Raw genomic sequence first — 19,705 nt, forward strand, 5'->3', positions numbered from 1 at the left:
GTTATGAAGCCATGGATAAGCCAACAAAATGGAACTGCAAACCCGCGCTGTGCGCATCGCTCAGTAGCGCAACGGCCACAGCCGTGCGCGCTGGCGAAATCTCTGCCAGAGGCGCGCAAGGCCCTCTGGCTCCTTGATCAGGAACAGGATGATCAGGGCGCCGAATATCATCTTCTGCAGGTTCTCCACCTGGCCGGCGTCCACCAGCCCGCCGGGCAGCAGCGACACCAGGTTCGAAAGCAACACCGGAAACAGCACGATGAAAGCCGCGCCGAGGAAGTTGCCCAGCAGGCTGCCGAGGCCGCCGATAATGATGATGAACAGGATCTGGAACGACCGATTCAGGTCGAAACCATGGGGTTCCACCGTCCCCAGGTAAGCGAAGGCCCAGAGCGCGCCGGCCACTCCGAGGAAAAAGCCGCTGATGGCGAACGCCAGCAGTTTGGTTTTCGCCAACGCAATGCCGATGACCGCGGCGGCCGTGTCCATGTCGCGCACCGCCATCCAATTGCGCCCCAACTCGCTGCGCACCAGGTTCTTGCCCAGCCAGAACATCACCACTACCACGCTCAGGGTCAGCAGATAGCGGCCAGCCGGCGCGTCGAGATTCACCCCGAACACATCCAGGCGCGGCGCGCTGATCACGCCCGAGGCGCTGTTGTTGGAAAACCAACTGAACCGGGTCAGCGCCCAGGTCACGAAGAACTGTGCCGCGAGGGTCGAGACCAGCAGATAGAAACCTTTGATGCGCAGGCTCGGCAGGCCGAACAGCACCGCCACCAGCGCCGCCGCCAACCCGCCCAGGGCGATGCTGAACAACAACGGCAAGCCGGTGACCCGTATTTCAAGGTTGTAGGTGGCGAAGGCTCCCACCGCCATAAACGCCGCTGAACCGAGGGACAGCTGCCCGGCATAACCGGTGAGCAAATTGAGCCCCAACCCGGCCAGGGACAGCACCAAAAACGGAATCAGAATCGCACTGAACCAGTAGTCGTTACCCAACCAGGGCACCCCGACGAAGGCAAACAGCAGCAACGCGGCCAGTCCGTGACGGTCTTGGCGCAGGGCGAAGACCCGGCGGTCCTGGGCATAACGGGTGTTGAACTGGCCTGCTTCTCGATAAAACATGATGCGCTCCCCTAAACCCGTTCGATGGCCCGTTCGCCAAACAACCCCGCCGGACGCACCAGCAGAAACAGCAGCGCCAGCACGTAGGGAAACCAGTTCTCGATGCCACTACCGATGAAGGGCCCGAGGTAAACCTCCGCCAGCTTCTCCGAAGCACCGATAATCAGGCCGCCGACAATCGCCCCGCTGATGGAGGTGAAGCCGCCGATGATCAACACCGGCAAGGCCTTGAGCACCACCAGCGAGAGCGAGAACTGCACCCCGAGGCGAGCGCCCCAGAGCAGGCCGGCGACCAACCCGACAAACCCCGCCACCGCCCACACCACCACCCAGACCCGCTGCAAACGAATGCCCACGGCCAGCGCCGCCAGTGGGTCATCGGCCACCGCCCGCAACGACAATCCGAGCCGGGTCTTGTTGAACAACCAGGACAACAGCAGCACCAGGAACGCCGCAGTCAATGCGGCAAAAATGTCGAACTGCGACAACAACATCCCGCCCAGTTCCAGCGGTTCATCACTGATACCCAGTTCCAGGCCATGCACCTGGGCGCCCCACAGTGCCTGGGCGAAGCCTTCAATGACGTAGGACAGCCCGAGGGTGGCCATGAACAGCGTGATTGGCGAACGGTTGACCAAGGGCCGCAGCACCACCCGCTCCACCGCCACGGCGATCAGCACCATGGCCGCCAGGCTGATGACGAACGCCAGCCAGAACGGCACACCGCGCTCCAGCAGGCTGACGAAGGTCAGCGCCGAGAACAGCACCATCGCGCCCTGGGCGAAATTGAACACCCCGGAGGCCTTGTAGATCAGCACGAAACCGATGGCCACCAAGGCGTACATCACCCCCGCCAACAATCCGCCAATCAATACTTCAAAGAAAAATTCCATCGTCGCTCCTATTCGGCGGGCGCAACTTGCCTGCCCTCCCTGACGGGAAGGCGTCGAATATCCGGTGTCAGTGGCGAGTGCCCAGGTAGGCCGAAATGACCTCAGGGTTCTGCCGTACGTCTTCAGGCGAGCCGTCGCCGATCTTGCGACCGTAATCGAGCACCACCACGTGGTCGCTGATGTCCATGACCACGCCGATATCGTGCTCGATCAACACCACCGTCGTGCCCAGCTCACGGTTGATGTCGACGATGAAGCGACTCATCTGCTGCTTCTCGTCGGCGTTCATCCCGGCCATGGGCTCGTCCAGCAGCAACAGCCGGGGCTCCGCCGCCAGCGCGCGGGCCAGCTCCACCCGTTTCTGCAAACCATAGGGCAGCGTGCCCACCAGGACGTCGCGCCAAGGCTGCAAATGCAGGAACGCAATGACCCGTTCGGCCGCTTCGCGCTGGCTGTCATCCTCGGCCCGGGCGCGACCGATGCGCAGCGCCTGCTCGATCCAGGTTCTGCGGCGCTTGAGGTTGCGTCCGGTAAGCACGTTGTCGAGCACGCTCATGCCCTTGAACAGCGCGATGTTCTGGAATGTCCGGGCAATGCCACGGACCGCCACGTCGTGGGGGCGCATCCGGCGCCGCTCCTGTCGATCAAAACGGATGTGCCCATCCTGGGCCTGGTACACGCCACTGATGACATTGAGCAGCGAACTCTTGCCGGCGCCGTTGGGGCCGATCAAGGCGCAGATCTCACCGGTGGCGACGCGAAAGCTGATGTCCGTGACCGCTTTGACGCCTTTGAATGACAGCGAAATATGCTCCAGCTCCAGCAAATGCGTGACGGCCGTCTCGGTCATGGGGGCGTCTCCTCTCAGGCCAGTTGCGACTGGAGTCCGCTCCAGTCATCGGTGGTGTGCTGCACCAGGTTCGACGGTGCTTCCCAGTGGGCCGCGTCCTCCCACTGGCGAACCCTGATACCCAATACCTGGAAAAAGGCCTGGGTTTCGGGCGGCAAAGCATCGCCCACCAGCAACGGCGCACGAGTCCGGGAAAAGCCCAGCACGTCGCGCAAAGGCCGGCGAACCAGCCAGTCCCCCAGGTGCCGTTGCAGCGGCACCGGTTGCGTTGCCAACGCCCAGTCCACCAGCCGGCGCGGCCAACTGCCCGACTCCGGCAAACGCTCCAACGCATAACGGTACAAGCGCTCGTAGGTTTCCCGCGTCCCGGCCACCAATGTCGGGCCCAGCTCGCGCCGGTCGCGATCACGGGTCGCCAGGTTCTCAGGGAAGTTCAGCCGAAAACCGGCCATCAACCAAGGCGCCAGCAGGTAGCGAGCTTGCCCGCCCGAAGCGAACGCCCGTGCGGCCAATGCCTCTTCGTGCCGGTCCAGGCCTTCACGCGTCACCAACCGCTGGCCCTCCTGCAACAGCTCGGCGTGGCTGACGCGTTGCTCCTCAATCGCCTGACCGGCCCCGCGATAAAAGACAAAGGCCGTTTGCAGCACTCGCCCTTGCGGCGCCAGGCCATCGATTGGCCGCTCGGCAACCAGCGTGGCGTAATCCAGCGCTTGCGCAAATGGCGCTGAATCCGACAGGCCACGCTTGTCGAGGTAGACCCACACTCCCACGGTCACCCGCGCCGCATGCAGACGCCGCATTTCTTCCACGCCTTCGACCAGGACGAAACCCGGTTGCAGCGTGGCGAGCCGTTGCACCTGTTCGGCCGCTGCGTCCAGCGGGTCGAACAGGCTCGCCACGCCCCCCAGCCACTGCGCAGCCAATGCGGCAAGCAGCGCCTGCGGCCTGGGTCGGCTGATGATCGTCAGGGTCGCGCCCGCCGCAAAACCACGGGTTTGCAGGGCACTCGCCAAACGACGCACCTCGTCCGCCACATGCGCCCAGGTTCGCTCCTGCCAGACACCCAGGTGCTTATGGCGCAGCGCGACGTCCATGCCGTGCCGATGCGCCTGGCGCTGCAACCACTGGGGCAAGCTGGCCGGGACCGCGTCGAGTGTTTCGGTGAACGTGCCCATGCTGCCTCCCGCGCTTAAGCGACCGCCGCCGTTTTGGCCGCCACTTTGCGTTGCTCCAGCTCACGCACCAGCGGCAGGACCTTGCGGCCGAAATACTCGACTTCTTCCTGGAAGTGCAGGAAACCGGCGAGTATCAAATCCACACCCACGGCCTTGAGGGCGACGATGCGTTCGGCGATCTGCTGCGGTGTGCCGATCAGGTTGGTCTTGAAGCCATCGTTGTATTGCACCAGGTCCTCGAAGCTGGACTTGGCCCAGTTGCCCTCGCCTTCCGGGCTGGACTTGCCGGCCTGCTTCGCCGCATCGCCAAAGGCATTGACGGCCTCGGGATCGGCCTGGTCGATGATCTGGGCGAGGACCGCACGGGCCTCTTCTTCGGTGTCGCGGGCAATGACAAAGGCGTTCACGCCAACCTTGACCTTGTGGTGGTTGGCCGCGGCTTTCGCCTGGAGGTCATCGATCTGCGCCTTGACGCCCTCCACGGTATTGCCATTGGTGAAGTACCAGTCCGATACCCGAGCAGCCATGTCCCGAGCCGCACGTGAGCTGCCACCCTGGAAGATTTCCGGGTGCTGTTGCAGTGGTTTTGGCTTGAGGGTGTAGTCGTGGAAGCGGTAGAAGTCACCGCGCAAGGTGAAGTTGTCGGTGGTCCAGATGCCCTTGAGCGCAGTGATGAATTCTTCGGAACGGCGATAGCGCTCATCGTGCTCCAGCCACGGCTCGCCAATGGCCGTGAATTCGCCCTTGAACCAGCCCGACACGATGTTGACCGCCACACGGCCGCCGGTCAGGTGATCGATGGTCGCGATCTGCTTGGCCAACACCGACGGCGTCCACGGCCCCGGCAACACCGCGGCGATGACTTTCAGGCGCGTGGTGGCGGCCAACAAGGCATGACTGAACGCCACGGACTCATGCTGGTATTCGGCGCCGTAACCGGCGGTAAAACGCACTTGGGACAGGGCGTAGTCGAAGCCGGCCGCCTCAGCGATCTGGGCCAGCTTGCGGTTGTAGTCGATGCCCCAGTCGGTGCGTTGTTCGATTTTGCTGACCACCAGCCCGCCACTGACGTTGGGCACCCAGTAGGCAAATTTGATCGTGTCCTGGCTCATTGCATGTACTCCACGGCTCGTTTTGAAAGGAAAAATGGATCAGGCGGCATTGGCGTTGCGCTGGGCATTCGGGTCCAGGCTCAACAACGCCGACTCGACGGCGCGCTCGATGCGCTCCAGCACCTGCGCATTGGAGATTCGGTACTGGCTGAAATCGGTTTCGCTGGCATAGACCCCCACCGGCAGGCTCAAGGCCTGGAAGAAACCGAACAGGGGCCGCAACTGGTGATCGATGATCAAGGCATGGCGATCCGAGCCCCCTGTCGCGGCCAACAGCACCGGTACATTCTTGAGGGCTTCGTGATGAACGAAATCGAACAGGTGCTTGAACAGGCCGGTGTACGACGCTCGGTACACCGGACTGGCGGCGATCAGCAGATCGGCCGATTCAATGGCATGCAGATCCTCCTGCACGGCAGCCGGCAACGCCTCGCGACGCAACACCCCGGCGAACTGTGGACCGACCTTGGCCAGTTCGATCAAGCGCACCTCGATCGGCAATTGCTGCCCGAGCCGGTCCACCAACGCCTGGAGCAGTGCCAGGGTGCGTGACGGGTACTGCACGCTGCCTGACACCGCCACCACTTTGAATTGCTTGCTCATCGTTTACCCCATGCCTGGAGACGCCACCTCAGCGTCTGCATGAGGTGTAGAGCAGCAACCGTGCCAGTTGAATATCACCTTAATAATCAATGGATTACATGAATCATCGAACCACTGCACTGTCGCCTGACGGGCAAGCTGTTGGTCCGCTGTTGCCTGGCGAACACCTGGCCTGCCGATGCCCGTCGCGGCAACTGTTGCCCGGCACACAGTTGCGCAACAGATTGTCCGCAGCCAGCACAGCCTTTCATCGATGAATGCCCTAAAGACCCCGCATTTACGGGCGTCGGGCCCCGGGCATGGACTGTGCAATGGCCTTGGGCACCGGCAGGTTTTCACCCTGCCCGCCTACTCGCCATCCAGAAGGAACATCAACATGACCGCACAGCAACAACACCTGCCGCCGATCCTTTCCACGGGCGCCGACTATGAACCCTTGGCCGAACGCTTCCGGCCGATCTTTGCGCGCATCCAGGCCGGCGCCCTGGCGCGTGAGCAGACGCGCAGCCTGCCCTTTGAACAGGTGAAATGGCTGAAGGAAGCCGGCTTTGGCGCCATCCGCGTACCGGTCGAATATGGCGGCGCCGGGGCCTCGTTGCCGCAGCTGTTGCAATTGCTGATCGAACTGGCCGAAGCCGATTCCAACCTGCCCCAGGCCTTGCGCGGGCACTTTGCATTTGTCGAAGACCGCCTCAACGCCCACGCCAGCAGCCCACAGGACACCTGGTTCAAGCGCTTTGTCGAGGGTGAGCTGGTGGGCAACGCCTGGACGGAAGTCGGCACGGTGAAAATCGGCGAGGTCATTACTCGGGTTTCCCGCCTGGGGGATCAATGGGTCGTCAATGGCACCAAGTACTACAGCACCGGCAGTATTTTCGCCGACTGGATCGACGTGTATGCCCAGCGCGACGACAACGGCGCCGACGTGATTGCCGCCGTCCGCGTGCACCAGCCGGGCGTCAAGCAAAACGATGACTGGGACGGCTTCGGCCAACGCACCACTGGCAGTGGGACGTCGCTGTTCGAGAATGCGTTGGTCGAGGTGGAAAACCTCATCGACTTCTCCACCCGCTTCAAATACCAGACCGCGTTTTATCAATTGGTGTTGCTGGCCGTGTTGACCGGCGCCGGCCGCGCTGCGGTCCACGACATCACCGAGCAAGTGCGCAAACGCACGCGGGTCTTCAGCACCGGCAATGCCAGCGAAGTGAGCCAGGACGTGCAGGTGCAACAAGTGGTCGGCAGGGCATCGGCCCAGGTCTACGCCGCCGAAGCCACCGCCCTGCGAGCCGCGAGCGCCTCCCAACGCGCCTATGAAAGCCGCTTCAGCCAGAACGCCGAGACCGAACACACCGCCAACATCGCCGCCGAGCTGGAGTCGGCCCAGGCCCAGGTGGTCATCTCCGACTTGGTATTACGTGCCACCAGCGACCTGTTCAATGCCCTCGGTGCTTCAGCCACCAGCACCAGCAAGGCTCTCGACCGCCACTGGCGCAATGCCCGCACCGCGGCCTCGCACAATCCGTTGATCTACAAGGAGCGCATTATTGGTGATTGGGAAATCAACGGGACGGAACCGCCTTATGTCTGGCAGATTGGCGGGGGGTCGAAGCAGCTGTGAGACGGCTACTGGCGGTTCCGCTTTTACAGCGGCTCACTTCTGAAAAGCCGGAATGCCGGCCCAGGAAAAAGTAAGCAAATCGCTTTTGCCCCACCACTCGGCACCTTGCTTAGGCTCGGTGTGCCTGCTCGCGAAGACGGCGTCCCAGTCGAGGAAAATGTTGGATGGGCCCGCCTCTTCGCGAGCAGGCTCGCCCCCACAGCGGTTCTGTGTTGAACACGAATTTTGTGTCCACTGAAGATCAAAATGTGGGAGCGAGCTTGCTCGCGATGAGGCCGACACATTCAACTTTAATGCAACGGCCTCCCCGCAACCCTCAGAGCGCCTCGCGCCCCGGCACCCCATCCACCAACCGCAGGATCCCCAGCGGGTTGGCATTCTTCAGCGGCTCGGGCAACAGGCTGTCGGGGTAGTTCTGGAAGCACACCGGGCGCAGGAAACGATCGATCGCCAATGTGCCCACCGACGTACCACGGGCATCGGATGTCGCCGGGTAAGGCCCGCCGTGCACCATCGAATCACACACCTCCACCCCGGTCGGATAACCGTTGAGCAGGATGCGGCCAACTTTCTGTTCCAGCAGCGGCGTCAGTTCGCTGAAGCGTTCGAAGTCCGCCGGCTCGCCGATCATCGTGGCCGTCAGTTGGCCGTGCAGGCCGTTCAGCGCGGCGGTCAGTTGCGTCTGGTCGGCGACTTCGACAAACACCGTGGTCGGGCCGAACACTTCTTCTTGCAGCGCCTCATCACCGTTGATCAACAGACTGGCGTCGGCCTTGAACAACTGCGGCTGGGCCTGGCTGCCCTGCTGCTCGCGCCCGGCCAGGCGTTCGATGCCCGAGTGCGCCAGCAGTTTCTGCAGACCCTTGCCGTAGCTTTGCAGCGTGCCGGCGTTGAGCATGGTCTGGGGCGCCTGGTCGCCGATCAGCGCAGCAACTTGCTGGGTGAAAGCAGTGAACTGCGGCGAGCGAATACCGATCACCAGGCCCGGGTTGGTACAGAACTGACCGCAGCCCTGCACCACCGAAGCGGTCAGGTCGCGAGCGATGCTCTCGGCGCGGGTCTCCAGCGCCTGCGGCAATACGATCACCGGGTTGATGCTCGACATTTCGGCGAACACCGGGATCGGCTGCGGCCGTGCGGCCGCCATGTCGCACAGGGCACGCCCGCCCTTGAGGGAACCGGTGAAACCCACGGCCTGGATCGCAGGATGCTTGACCAGCCATTCGCCGACGCCACCACCGTAGATCATGTTGAACACACCGACCGGCATCGCGGTTTTTTCAGCCGCGCGGATGATTGCATCGGCCACGTGCTCGGCGGTCGCCATATGGCCGCTGTGGGCCTTGAACACCACTGGGCAACCGGCGGCCAGGGCCGACGCGGTGTCGCCACCGGCCGTGGAAAACGCCAGAGGAAAGTTACTGGCGCCGAACACCGCCACTGGCCCCAGGCCGATGCGGTACTGACGCAGGTCTGGACGCGGCAACGGCGTGCGCTCAGGCAATGCCCGGTCGATGCGCGCGCCGTAGAAATCACCGCGACGCAGGACCTTGGCGAACAGGCGCATCTGGCCGCTGGTGCGACCGCGCTCGCCCTGGATCCGTGCCGCTGGCAACGCGGTTTCACGGCAGACCACGGCCACGAAATCATCGCCCAAGGCATCCAATTCATCGGCAATGGCCTCGAGGAATTCGGCCCGGCGCACCGCGCTCAGGCTGCGATAGGCTGGATAAGCCGCTGCGGCGGCCTTGGCGGCGGCGTCGACTTCTTCGGCCGTGGCCTGGATGAATTCATGGGGCAAGGCCTCGCCGGTGCTGGCGTCGACGCTTTGCAGGCGAGTCTGGCCGGCCGCGCTGCGCGCCCCGCCGATGTAGTTGTGGCCAAGGATCTGGGTCATCGCAAGTCTCCTTTAAAGTGTGCCGATAGTACCTGGGTTGAACACTGCGTCCACCGGGGCAATGCCGTTGACCAGCGGTACACCGAATTCAGCCTGGCTGATTTCGAACACATCCCCCGGCTGCGTGCGGATGCCATCGGCGAACGACAAGGTCGCGGTGCCGAAGAAGTGAACGTGGACGTCCCCCGGGCGCAGGAACTGACTGTACTTGAAGTGGTGGAATTCCAGGTTTTCGAGGCTGTGGCACATGTTCGCCTCGCCACTGAGGAACTCGTTCTGCCACAGCACTTCGCCGTTGCGCAGAATACGACTGGTCCCGGACAGATGTTGAGGCAGTTCACCCACGCGAAGTTCCGGACCAAAACTGCAACTGCGCAATTTCGAATGGGCCAGGTACAGGTAATTCTTGCGTTCCATCACGTGGTCGGAAAACTCGTTGCCCACGGCAAAGCCCAGGCGATAGGGCTTGCCGTCGTGGCCGATGACATACAGGCCGCTGATTTCCGGCTCTTCGCCGGCGTCTTCGGCAAAGGGTGGCAGCGGGAACGGATGGCCCGGGCGGACCACAATGCTGCCGTCGCCCTTGTAGAACCATTCCGGTTGCACGCCGGCCTGCCCGGCCTGGGGTTTCCCGCCCTCCACGCCCCACTTGAAGATGCGCATGGTGTCGGTCATGGTCGCTTCGTCGCCGGCCTGCTGGTGCATCTTGTCCCGAGCCGAGGCGCTGCCCAGGTGGGTCAGGCCAGTGCCGCTGACCAATAGGTGCGCCGGGTCCGGGTGGTCCAGCGGCGGCAGGATGCGCAGCTCATCGAGCAACTGCGCATAGTCATGACTCGCACCCAGGCCCAGGCTGCCGACCTGCTGTTCAAGCTTCACGCCCGCTTCGATGGCCGCCAGCGCCAGCTCGCGCACGGTGCCGGCGCCCTGCACTTCGCGCACCTGATCGCCCTCGACCACACCGACGCGGCGTTCGCCGTTACTCAATTCGAACTGAACTAAACGCATATTCTTCTCCCTGCAAACATCACTTGAATGACACACTGATCCCTGTGGGAGCGAGCTTGCTCGCGATTACAGTCTGACAGTCGACATCATGGGTGAATGTAAGACCGCAATCGCGAGCAAGCTCGCTCCCACAGTTTGATCGGGGTCGCCCCCCACATTTATGTACGCGTAGCCCCCCGGGCGCTGGCCGCGAACTGATCCGCCGGCAGCACATGCTTGCGCTCCAGCAACCGGTAAACCACGCCGGTCAGCACTAGGCCAAAGACCATCACGCCCGACAGGAAGTACAGCCCCGAGGCCAGGTTACCGGTGTACTCCTTCAGCGCACCGATCACGAACGGACCAATGTAGCCGCCCAGGTTGCCCACCGAGTTGATCAGCGCAATGCCCGCCGCCGCACTGGCGCCGGCAAAGAAACGTCCCGGCAAGGTCCAGAACACCGCCGTGCAGGAAAACAGCGCGAACGCCACCAGGCACAGCGCCGCCAGTTGCAGCACCGGCACCGACAACCAGGCGCTGAGGAACAGGCCGATGGCGCCCAGCACGTACAACACGGCCAGGTGACCGTAGCGGTCGTTCAAACGGTCGGAACTGCGGGGAATGATCAGCAGGCCGACGATGCCGAAGATGTACGGCACCGACGACACGAAACCGGTCACCAGGTCGGTGCCGCCGAACTGCTTGATCAGCGTCGGCAACCACAGGCCCAGGCCATAGATACTCAAGGTCACCGGCAGGTAGAACAGCGCCAGCAGCAAGACACGCTTGTCCTTGAGGGCATGCAGCGGATTGCCGTGACGGGTCTGGCCGTATTCCTGCAGGTCTTTTTTCAGCTCACCGGTCAGCCAGTCCTTCTCGGCCTGGTCCATCCATTTCACCTGTTGCGGGCCATCCGGCAGGTAACGTAGCACCGGCCAGGTCAACAGCACCGCCGGCAGGCCGATGACGATGAACAGCCACTGCCAGCCGTGCAGGCCAAGGATCCCGTCCATGCCCAGCAAGCCGCCGGACACGGGGCCGGTGATCATCATCGCGATGGGTTGGGAAAGTATGAAAAGACCGAGGATCTTGCCGCGATGGCGCACCGGGAACCACTGGGTGATGTAGTACAGCACGCCCGGGAAGAACCCGGCTTCGGCCGCCCCCAGCAAAAAGCGCATCACATAGAAACTGTGAGGTCCCTGCACGAAGGCCATGCCGATGGTGATGGCGCCCCAGGTGATCATGATCCGGGCAAACCAGCGCCGGGCACCGAAGCGCTCCAACATCAGGTTGCTGGGGATCTCCAGCAGGAAATAACCAATGAAAAACAGCCCGGCACCCAGACCGTAGGCGGCGTCGCCGATGCCGAGGTCGGCGCCCATGTGCAGCTTGGCGAAGCCCACTGCAGAGCGGTCCACGTAGGCGATCAGGTACAGCAGGATCAGGAAGGGAATCAGTTTCAGCGTGATGCGACGAATAAGCCGCAATTCCTGGCTCATGGGACCGGTCTCCGATTGTTGTTGTTATGGAACCTCGGGGGATTTCTCTCGCGAATGACCGCCAGGACAACCCCTCCGTTGAATCGGACTATATAGTAATACTATTTACCCAACAACACTTCCAAACCGCACAAATTGCGCTTATGTTACGCTTCAGCTAGAACAATATAGTCATACAATAAGAGAATCGATCATGTCTGATAAGAAACCCTCCCTGCGCTCGGCCCAATGGTTTGGCACCGCCGACAAAAACGGCTTCATGTACCGCAGCTGGATGAAAAATCAGGGCATCGCCGACCATCAGTTCCACGGCAAGCCGATCATCGGCATCTGCAACACCTGGTCGGAGCTGACGCCGTGCAACGCGCACTTCCGGCAGATCGCCGAGCACGTCAAGCGCGGCGTGATCGAAGCCGGGGGCTTCCCCGTGGAATTCCCGGTGTTCTCCAACGGCGAATCGAACCTGCGTCCCACCGCTATGCTGACCCGCAACCTGGCGAGCATGGACGTGGAAGAGGCGATTCGCGGCAACCCGATTGACGGCGTCGTGCTGCTCACCGGTTGCGACAAGACCACCCCGGCGTTGGTGATGGGCGCCGCCAGTTGCGACGTCCCGGCCATCGTCGTCACCGGCGGGCCGATGCTCAACGGCAAGCATAAGGGCCAGGACATTGGCTCGGGCACCGTGGTCTGGCAATTGAGCGAACAGGTCAAGGCCGGCACGATCACCATCGATGATTTCCTCGCGGCCGAGGGCGGCATGTCCCGCTCGGCGGGCACCTGCAATACCATGGGCACGGCCTCGACCATGGCCTGCATGGCCGAAGCCCTCGGTACCTCCCTGCCCCACAACGCGGCGATTCCGGCCGTGGACGCACGGCGTTATGTGCTGGCCCATATGTCCGGCATGCGCGCCGTGGAAATGGTCCGTGAAGATCTGAAACTGTCGAAGATCCTGACCAAGGAAGCCTTCGAAAACGCCATTCGCGTCAACGCGGCCATCGGCGGCTCGACCAACGCGGTGATCCACCTCAAGGCCATTGCCGGACGCATCGGCGTGCAACTGGACCTGCACGACTGGACCCGCATCGGTCGCGGCATGCCGACCATCGTCGACCTGCAGCCGTCCGGGCGCTTCCTGATGGAAGAGTTCTACTACGCCGGCGGCCTGCCCGCCGTGCTGCGGCGTCTGGGCGAAGCCAACCTGATTCCCCATCCGAACGCCTTGACCGTCAATGGCAAGAGCCTCGGCGAAAACACCAAGGACGCACCGATCTACGGCCAGGACGAAGTCATCCGCACCCTGGACAATCCGATCCGCGCCGACGGTGGTATCTGCGTGTTGCGCGGTAACCTGGCGCCACTGGGCGCGGTGCTCAAGCCGTCCGCCGCCACCGCCGAACTGATGCAGCATCGCGGTCGCGCGGTGGTGTTCGAGAACTTCGACGAGTACAAGGCACGGATCAATGACCCGGAACTGGACGTGGACGCCAGCTCGATCCTGGTGATGAAGAACTGCGGGCCGAAGGGTTATCCAGGCATGGCCGAAGTCGGCAACATGGGCTTGCCGGCCAAGCTGCTGGCCCAGGGCGTGACGGACATGGTGCGGATTTCCGACGCACGCATGAGCGGCACCGCCTACGGCACAGTGGTGCTGCACGTGGCACCGGAAGCCGCCGCTGGCGGCCCCCTGGCGGCGGTGAAGGAAGGCGACTGGATCGAACTCGATTGCGCCAGCGGCCGCCTGCATCTGGACATCCCGGACGCTGAACTCGCCGCGCGCCTGGCCGACCTCGTGCCACCGCAGCAACTGCTCGTGGGGGGCTATCGCCAGCTGTACATCGACCACGTCCTGCAAGCGGACCAGGGCTGTGACTTCGACTTCCTGGTCGGCTGCCGCGGCGCCGAGGTGCCACGCCACTCCCACTGACCCCACCCATCCCCTTGTGGCATCCCCCTGTGGGATGCAAGCTTTTGTGGGAGCTGAGCTTGCTCGCGATTGCGGTGCACCAGACAACAGAGATATTGACTGGAAGGGCCTCATCGCGAGCAAGCTCAGCTCCCACATAAGCTCCTACAATGGGGTCTGCATCCACCTCAAAAAATCGCATTAGCGACCCGCCATCGCCGCGCCTGCTATCATGCGCAACATTCCCCTCGCACAGGATCGCGCCGCGTCCCATGGATTACCGCAAACCCTCCGACCGCAAAAGCATGCACGCGCGCATCGTCCAGGAACTGGGCATGCAGATCGTCTCCGGGCGTTTCAAACCGGACGATAAACTGCCCGCCGAAGCCCTGTTGTGCGAAGAGTATGCGGTCAGCCGCCCGGTGCTGCGCGAAGCCACGCGGGTGCTGGTCGCCAAAGGCCTGGTGTATTCGCGTCCGCGCGTGGGCACGGTGGTCAAGGCCCGGCGGGAATGGCACATGCTCGACCCGGATGTGCTGCATTGGCTGATGCAGAGCAGCCCGCAGAATGAATTCTTCAACCTGCTGACCAGTGTGCGCAGCATCATCGAGCCAGCCGCCGCCGCCCTCGCCGCCCAGTTCGCCGACGAAGCCGACATCGCCGCCATCCGTGAAGCCTACCAACGCATGGAGGCAGCCCCGACCCCCGAGGCCGTGCTGCAACCGGACCTGGACTTCCACAGCCGCATCGCCGACGCCACCCACAACGACCTGCTCGCCAACCTCTGCAACATGTTGTCGGTGGCCATCGCCGAAGCGCTCAAGCACTCCAACCAGCGGCCCAACCTGCATGAGCTGGCGATGCCGCGACACAAGGCGATCCTCACCGCCATCGAGAACCGCGACGCCCTCGGCGCCCGCCATGCCACGCTGGTGCAGCTGGACGATGCCCGCAGCGCGCTGAATGTGGTGCTGGGCAGCGATCCCGCCTGACATCCCCTGTAGGAGCTGCCGAGTGCAACGAGGCTGCGATCTTTACGCAGACCATTGAGTCCAAAGCGAAGGACCAAGATCAAGATCAAAAGATCGCAGCCTTCGGCAGCGCCTACCCACACCCCGCCCGCAACCGGGTGGTATGTATGTACCACCCACCCGGAACATAGAAGTCGATACTTTTCTCACCGTCATTCCGACGGCAATGAAATTTATGAAAAGGACTTCTCATGACCACCCTCCCCACGGCTGACACCGCCGCCGCATTGGCACAACGGGTCCGCCTGCAATTCGCCAGCCGCCCGACCTTCGAACAGGTCGCCCAACGCATGCTTGAGCAAGCCCTCAAGGACAAATACCCCTGGCTGACCCTCGACCTCGCCAAGACCCAATTGGCAACGCCGGACGTGGTCGGGCGCGGTTGGCACTTCCAACCGTTCATGCCTCAGGTCCTCGATTACCTGGCCTCGGACACCCCCATGGATTTCAGCCCACGGGGCAATCTGGATTACTACCTTTCCGACAGCATTCCCCGCCGCCTCTGGTCAGGCAACGAAAAACCGGACATGAAAGTCATCAAAAAATTGCTCCTTGAACTGGCCTGGAGCCTGCCGATCGGACTCGAAGATGCGCTAACCCGCTACTGGAGCACCGACCTCGACACCAGCGGCCAAACCGGTACGAACGTCACCCGCTGGGGCTGGCTCAGCGATGTGCTCAGGAACACGCTGAACATCCGCGGGCTGCAACAACCGGGCCTCAGCGATCCGGCACGTGCGGCCCTGGACCAGATCGTCCGCTGGCCGGACCGTGACCTGCGTTTCAGTCGCCACAATCAGGCGCCTGTGTACGCTTACAGCCTGGAAACCAGAATCACTCAAGGCACCTCCAGCACCGTGCTGGTCGGCACCGAGATCCTTTTGACCTGGCCCACTCGCAGCGCCACCGAACTTCTGTTGTGCAGCCCCGGTGGTCCCGTGCAGTCCTTTGCATCCATTGAAACCTTCAATGAATATTGGGGCGAACGGATCGCCGGCGAGTACATCGTCGACACCGTCACCTGCCAGCGCTACGAGATCAGCGGCAATGTCTTCGAGATTCAAGCGGCGATGCTGCTGGAACAGCAACTGGCCGACCTCAAGGCTGTACAACTGCCGTCTCGGATCGGTCTACAAGACTTGAAGAAGCTCTACAACGACTTGAGCGACCCGGCCCGCTACCTCCTCGACGCCCCACGTCTCACGCCTGAAACGTCGGCGCAACTCGAACCGCTATTGCCCGGATGGCTGCAAACAGCCTCCATCGCAGATCAGACCGCGTTCCAGCGCTACAGCCTGACCCTGGCCAGCGCGAAAAAACGCAACCAGGGCCAGACCTTTCTCAGTGACACCAGTGACATCAGGGCCTTTACCGCCAACGCCTTGCTCAACCGCATGACACAAACGAACGACAGCAGCCCGGACAAGGTGCCCTCCAGCCACTTCCAGCCCGACGATGTGCGCCTGACGTTCACTGTCTCGGCGGGTTATCCCGGGGCCGTCGGTATCAGCGAAGAGCGCAACATGAGCCTGACCGACCTGGCCATCAACAACCTCGTCGCCCGGCCAAGTGGGAACCTGAAGCTCAGCCATCGCCTGGGCCTGACGTTGCCGGCCTGGATCACGCCGGATTTCATTACCCGCAAAGGCGGGTTGATCGAACAGGTCGACATAGGCGCGAACTATCCTCGTTATCTGCGAGAAAAGTTGCTCGGCAGTTCGCCTCGGGCACAGTGGCGTCAACACATGTTTGCCCAGCAGATGCCGGCGCAGTTGGCGCTGGAGGCATTGAAACAGCTGCTCGACAACGAAAACGGCATGACCCGCAAAGGCCTGCGCCTGGTCGAAGCCGTCCTCCAACCCGCGGCAGACGCCCAGCAGGTCGACGGAAGTCAGGTGGTCATGCGGCACCTGGCGTTCCTGCGCAAACCCCAGGCCCAGCCCGATGTGGTGGCCAACCAGTTCATCATCGAGGCGCAAGACATCACCACCGGCCCGCACCTGCTGTATCGACCGCTGTACGCGCCTGCCCTACAGGAATTTGCGACCCGTGAGGCCCTGTTGCAGGCCATCACCGCTGCCGGGGACTTGCAGGGCAGCGTCCTGACCTGGCTGTCCGATGCCGCACGCCCGGTGTATGCCAATGGTGGTTTCCTGGAGCCACACATCGTGCGGTTTTTCCCGGGTGACGAGTTCGAGCAGCCTGAAAAGCCCGCCCCGGCGACCCTCGCCAACGACGACAGCCACGACGATCTGCTGCAATCGCTGCAAAAAGGCCAACTCATGCAGTACCTCTACGGCTGCAACGCCCAGGCCCTGGTCACCCAGGCCGACCGGGCCTCGGTCTCCAACAGCGAAAGCCGCTGGGCGGTGTTGCTCGAGGGCGGCGGCCTGTTGTTCAACACGCTGCTGTTTCCTTTGCTACGTGGCCCGGCCATGACCACCGTCTGGCTGTGGAACCTGATGGCCAGCGCCCGAAACGACATCCCGGCCCTGATCAGTGAAGATCCGGTGGCTCGGGAGCTGGCGGCCGTCGATTTGCTGGTCAACCTGGCGTTGCTGGTGAGCCAGTTCCCCTCTAGCCACATCCCTGCTCATGCCCCCGTACCCGAATCGATCAAGAAACACGCCATGCGCCCGCCAGCGCCACGCGCCATTGCCGAGCAATGGCCCGCGCCGTCCTCGCCGCGCATCATCGAGGGGAGCATTGCCTTGCCGGGCACCCACGCTGAAACCGCTGCCAGGACCTTGGACTTGAGCTTCACCAGCACCCACCATCGCTTGACGCCGGAACAACGCACCCGCCTGCAGCGCCTGCAAGTACCACACCCGGCTTCACTGCCCGAACCGATCACCTATGGGCCCTACAAGGGCCTGTACGTGATCGGCAACAAATGGCACGCCGAGGTTAAGGGCATGCTGTATCGAGTCACCCCGGAAGAGGACGGCAGCGCCACCATCGTCGACCCGCTCGACTCGACCAAAAAAGGTCCGCCGTTACGCGTCGATACCCAGGGCCAATGGGTCCTGGACCTGCGCCTGCGCCTGCTGGGAGGGGCGCCGCCCAAGCGCGTGGCTGCACAACGTCGTCTCAATAGCCAACGATGCAAGGAATTGATCGAGGAGATGGACCAGTTCATCGCGCAAGAGCCCGATCGACACAAAGCCATGACTGTTGCCCTCCAAGTGCTGGCAAGACTCGAGGAAGGGCCCTACACCGAGGCGCAGCGCGCACCGAAGCGCAAAGTGTTCTATGACCTGCTCCAGGCGCAGACCGAGATGTATGTGCACCTGGTGAACAGCGCGCCCGAACGCGCCAGCCTGGGTATCGCGTTTGCGCCCGAATACTTGCGCGGGCTACTGGAAAACGTGGTCAGAAATGCCCGCAGAGCTTCCCTGATCACAGAAAGAGACTATACGAACATCAGGGCCACCCATCCCCAATACGCGGAACCCAACATAGAGGCGGCCATGACCCATGACTTGCCGGGCTACAGAAGGTTCCTCGACACACTGACGGATGTCACCGATCAATGGATTCATTGGCTGGAACTCAAGGACGACTACCTGGAAAGGTTATTGAACCTGGATGAAGCCGGAGCCCAAGCGTTTGAACGCCTGACCACGGAGTTCCCACCAGGCGGGATAGATGCGACAGGCACCAAATCCTTGCAGCTCTCTACGCTTCCCGTACTGGCGATCAAGGACCTTGATTCCGACTTGACCGAGAGCCTGTCCCACATCATCGAGCCGCTGGGAGAACACATGATTTCTCATTGCAAGCTGCGGCTCTACGAGCTACTCCCTTCGGAACAACTGGAGGTACTGGAGAGCCTGACCGAACGCTATGGCCAATCCCTGGATGCCTTGCAGGGCATTAAAACCCTCTATGCCGACGATATCGACGAAGCCTATTTCGACAGGTTCATCAAGGTGGTCGAGAGTCTGTACCAAGACGTGTCAGGGAAACTGGCGGTTGAAATCAAACCCGAGCCAAAACCACGCAGGCGTGCGCCCAGGCGCCCCAAGGCAGCGCCCGGGCGCCCGCAGAAACAGGTGATCAGGACCCGCAAAAGCGGTGTTTTGATTGGTGACCTGAAACCGGCCGGCACGGCCTTGCCGATTGAAGTCGTCGAGCTGCGTTCCGAAACCAGTGACCAGGTGATCGCCACCTATTCGCGCCACGACGATGTCTGGGATGTCGTTGACGTGCGGCCTCCGGTGCCGGTACCCGCCCCCGTCCCCCGAACGAGGTCGGTCAAAGCCATCAAGACTGATGCGCGAAAGCTGCTGGACGAGTTGGCCGAACGTTTACGCCGCGCTGAAAGCTACAAGAAATATTGCCGCTACCCTCAGGAAATCGAGGAAATCGTGAACAATGAGGCGAGTCGATTCAGCGCGCTCCACGGAGAACTCGACCGAGCCTTCAGCGCAGCGCAAACCTCGCCTACGCCCGCGGACCAGGCACTGAGCAAACAACTGTCAGACGCTGTTTCCAGCCTGAGGAGCAAGGGCAGTGCCCTGCGCATCGAATTGAGCCTGAAATTGCCGCCCACCGATAGCAACCTTCGGTTCCTGTTCGAAAAACAACTGATACAAATCGCCCGACTCGGCGAACGTCAGGCCTTGAAAGGCGATCGCAAGGATTTTCTCCAGGAGTACGCCGTCAACGACCGTGACGGTTTTCCCATTTGGTATGCGCACTTTCACTACGAAAAGGCTGACACACCCAAAGCCGACTACAGCGTCGCGCACCTGAAAACCAAGGAGCAACGGCGGGAACACTACCACTCACTCCTCGCCAAGGCGGATAGCCCCTACGCAGTGGTGAACGTACATCGAGGACAGCTCAGCAAATCCTTGGCGCAAAGCAAGTTCCTGCCGCTGGTGCCCTGATCACAGCGCAAGATCAAGGGCTCAGCTTTGCGGGCTGGGGCGAGACCTGCCACAACCCGCATTCGACAGGGTGGTATGTATATACCACCCACCCGGAACAGCGAA

At 62.4% G+C, this 19,705-nt stretch carries 13 protein-coding genes; 4 read left to right on the plus strand and 9 right to left on the minus strand.

Annotated elements, in window-relative coordinates:
* Positions 1-60 precede the first annotated feature (60 nt).
* The 6 genes from PSH84_RS20425 to msuE all read right to left on the minus strand — a co-directional run bounded on the left by PSH84_RS20425 (position 61) and on the right by msuE (position 5,761).
* Positions 61-1,128, minus strand: a complete 1,068-nt coding sequence (locus tag PSH84_RS20425; protein ID WP_305481690.1) for a branched-chain amino acid ABC transporter permease — start codon at positions 1,126-1,128, stop codon at positions 61-63.
* A gap of 11 nt (positions 1,129-1,139) precedes the next feature.
* Positions 1,140-2,021, minus strand: a complete 882-nt coding sequence (locus PSH84_RS20430) for a branched-chain amino acid ABC transporter permease (RefSeq protein WP_122565586.1) — start codon at positions 2,019-2,021, stop codon at positions 1,140-1,142.
* A 67-nt stretch (positions 2,022-2,088) separates the two neighbouring features.
* Positions 2,089-2,871 (minus strand): ABC transporter ATP-binding protein, encoded by a 783-nt coding sequence (locus tag PSH84_RS20435; RefSeq protein ID WP_305481691.1) that lies wholly within the window; start codon positions 2,869-2,871, stop codon positions 2,089-2,091.
* Between the two features lie 14 nt (positions 2,872-2,885).
* Positions 2,886-4,046, minus strand: a complete 1,161-nt coding sequence (locus PSH84_RS20440) for an AMP-binding protein (protein ID WP_305481692.1) — start codon at positions 4,044-4,046, stop codon at positions 2,886-2,888.
* Between the two features lie 14 nt (positions 4,047-4,060).
* On the minus strand, positions 4,061-5,158 hold the full coding sequence (gene sfnG, locus PSH84_RS20445) for a dimethylsulfone monooxygenase SfnG (protein WP_122565589.1): 1,098 nt from the start codon (positions 5,156-5,158) through the stop codon (positions 4,061-4,063).
* Between the two features lie 39 nt (positions 5,159-5,197).
* On the minus strand, positions 5,198-5,761 hold the full coding sequence (gene msuE / locus PSH84_RS20450) for an FMN reductase (protein WP_305467224.1): 564 nt from the start codon (positions 5,759-5,761) through the stop codon (positions 5,198-5,200).
* A gap of 376 nt (positions 5,762-6,137) precedes the next feature.
* On the opposite strand from msuE, the gene PSH84_RS20455 reads away from it, so the two are divergent.
* A complete protein-coding gene (locus tag PSH84_RS20455) occupies positions 6,138-7,382 on the plus strand; it encodes an acyl-CoA dehydrogenase family protein (protein ID WP_305481693.1) in 1,245 nt (414 codons plus the stop codon).
* 316 nt (positions 7,383-7,698) lie between these two features.
* Here PSH84_RS20455 and PSH84_RS20460 read toward each other — a convergent pair whose 3' ends face one another.
* The 3 genes from PSH84_RS20460 to PSH84_RS20470 all read right to left on the minus strand — a co-directional run bounded on the left by PSH84_RS20460 (position 7,699) and on the right by PSH84_RS20470 (position 11,765).
* A complete protein-coding gene (locus tag PSH84_RS20460) occupies positions 7,699-9,279 on the minus strand; it encodes an aldehyde dehydrogenase (NADP(+)) (protein ID WP_305481694.1) in 1,581 nt (526 codons plus the stop codon).
* Positions 9,280-9,291: 12 nt separating this feature from the next.
* Positions 9,292-10,284, minus strand: coding sequence for an AraD1 family protein (gene araD1 / locus PSH84_RS20465; RefSeq protein ID WP_305481695.1), 993 nt, complete (start codon positions 10,282-10,284; stop codon positions 9,292-9,294).
* Positions 10,285-10,442: 158 nt separating this feature from the next.
* Positions 10,443-11,765: an MFS transporter gene (locus tag PSH84_RS20470; protein WP_305481696.1), complete on the minus strand. Its 1,323-nt coding sequence runs from the start codon at positions 11,763-11,765 to the stop codon at positions 10,443-10,445.
* Positions 11,766-11,958: 193 nt separating this feature from the next.
* Between PSH84_RS20470 and PSH84_RS20475 the strand changes: the two genes are divergently transcribed.
* The 3 genes from PSH84_RS20475 (at position 11,959) to PSH84_RS20485 (ending at position 19,600) form a co-directional block, all read left to right on the plus strand.
* The gene (locus PSH84_RS20475) at positions 11,959-13,695 is read left to right on the plus strand and encodes an IlvD/Edd family dehydratase (RefSeq protein ID WP_305481697.1); all 1,737 of its coding nucleotides are present in this window, start codon (positions 11,959-11,961) and stop codon (positions 13,693-13,695) included.
* Between the two features lie 251 nt (positions 13,696-13,946).
* Positions 13,947-14,666, plus strand: a complete 720-nt coding sequence (locus PSH84_RS20480) for a FadR/GntR family transcriptional regulator (RefSeq protein WP_053119770.1) — start codon at positions 13,947-13,949, stop codon at positions 14,664-14,666.
* A 230-nt stretch (positions 14,667-14,896) separates the two neighbouring features.
* Positions 14,897-19,600 (plus strand): dermonecrotic toxin domain-containing protein, encoded by a 4,704-nt coding sequence (locus PSH84_RS20485; RefSeq protein ID WP_305481698.1) that lies wholly within the window; start codon positions 14,897-14,899, stop codon positions 19,598-19,600.
* Positions 19,601-19,705 lie beyond the last annotated feature (105 nt).

The sequence above is a fragment of the Pseudomonas beijingensis genome (assembly GCF_030687295.1).
GTDB classification, from domain to species: domain Bacteria; phylum Pseudomonadota; class Gammaproteobacteria; order Pseudomonadales; family Pseudomonadaceae; genus Aquipseudomonas; species Aquipseudomonas beijingensis.

Coding starts and splice junctions, on each gene's coding strand:
- PSH84_RS20425 (WP_305481690.1), bottom strand. CDS start 1,128: ATGTTTTATCGAGAAGCAGGCCAGTTCAACACCCGTTATGCCCAGGAC.
- PSH84_RS20430 (WP_122565586.1), bottom strand. CDS start 2,021: ATGGAATTTTTCTTTGAAGTATTGATTGGCGGATTGTTGGCGGGGGTG.
- PSH84_RS20435 (WP_305481691.1), bottom strand. CDS start 2,871: ATGACCGAGACGGCCGTCACGCATTTGCTGGAGCTGGAGCATATTTCG.
- PSH84_RS20440 (WP_305481692.1), bottom strand. CDS start 4,046: ATGGGCACGTTCACCGAAACACTCGACGCGGTCCCGGCCAGCTTGCCC.
- sfnG (WP_122565589.1), bottom strand. CDS start 5,158: ATGAGCCAGGACACGATCAAATTTGCCTACTGGGTGCCCAACGTCAGT.
- msuE (WP_305467224.1), bottom strand. CDS start 5,761: ATGAGCAAGCAATTCAAAGTGGTGGCGGTGTCAGGCAGCGTGCAGTAC.
- PSH84_RS20455 (WP_305481693.1), top strand. CDS start 6,138: ATGACCGCACAGCAACAACACCTGCCGCCGATCCTTTCCACGGGCGCC.
- PSH84_RS20460 (WP_305481694.1), bottom strand. CDS start 9,279: ATGACCCAGATCCTTGGCCACAACTACATCGGCGGGGCGCGCAGCGCG.
- araD1 (WP_305481695.1), bottom strand. CDS start 10,284: ATGCGTTTAGTTCAGTTCGAATTGAGTAACGGCGAACGCCGCGTCGGT.
- PSH84_RS20470 (WP_305481696.1), bottom strand. CDS start 11,765: ATGAGCCAGGAATTGCGGCTTATTCGTCGCATCACGCTGAAACTGATT.
- PSH84_RS20475 (WP_305481697.1), top strand. CDS start 11,959: ATGTCTGATAAGAAACCCTCCCTGCGCTCGGCCCAATGGTTTGGCACC.
- PSH84_RS20480 (WP_053119770.1), top strand. CDS start 13,947: ATGGATTACCGCAAACCCTCCGACCGCAAAAGCATGCACGCGCGCATC.
- PSH84_RS20485 (WP_305481698.1), top strand. CDS start 14,897: ATGACCACCCTCCCCACGGCTGACACCGCCGCCGCATTGGCACAACGG.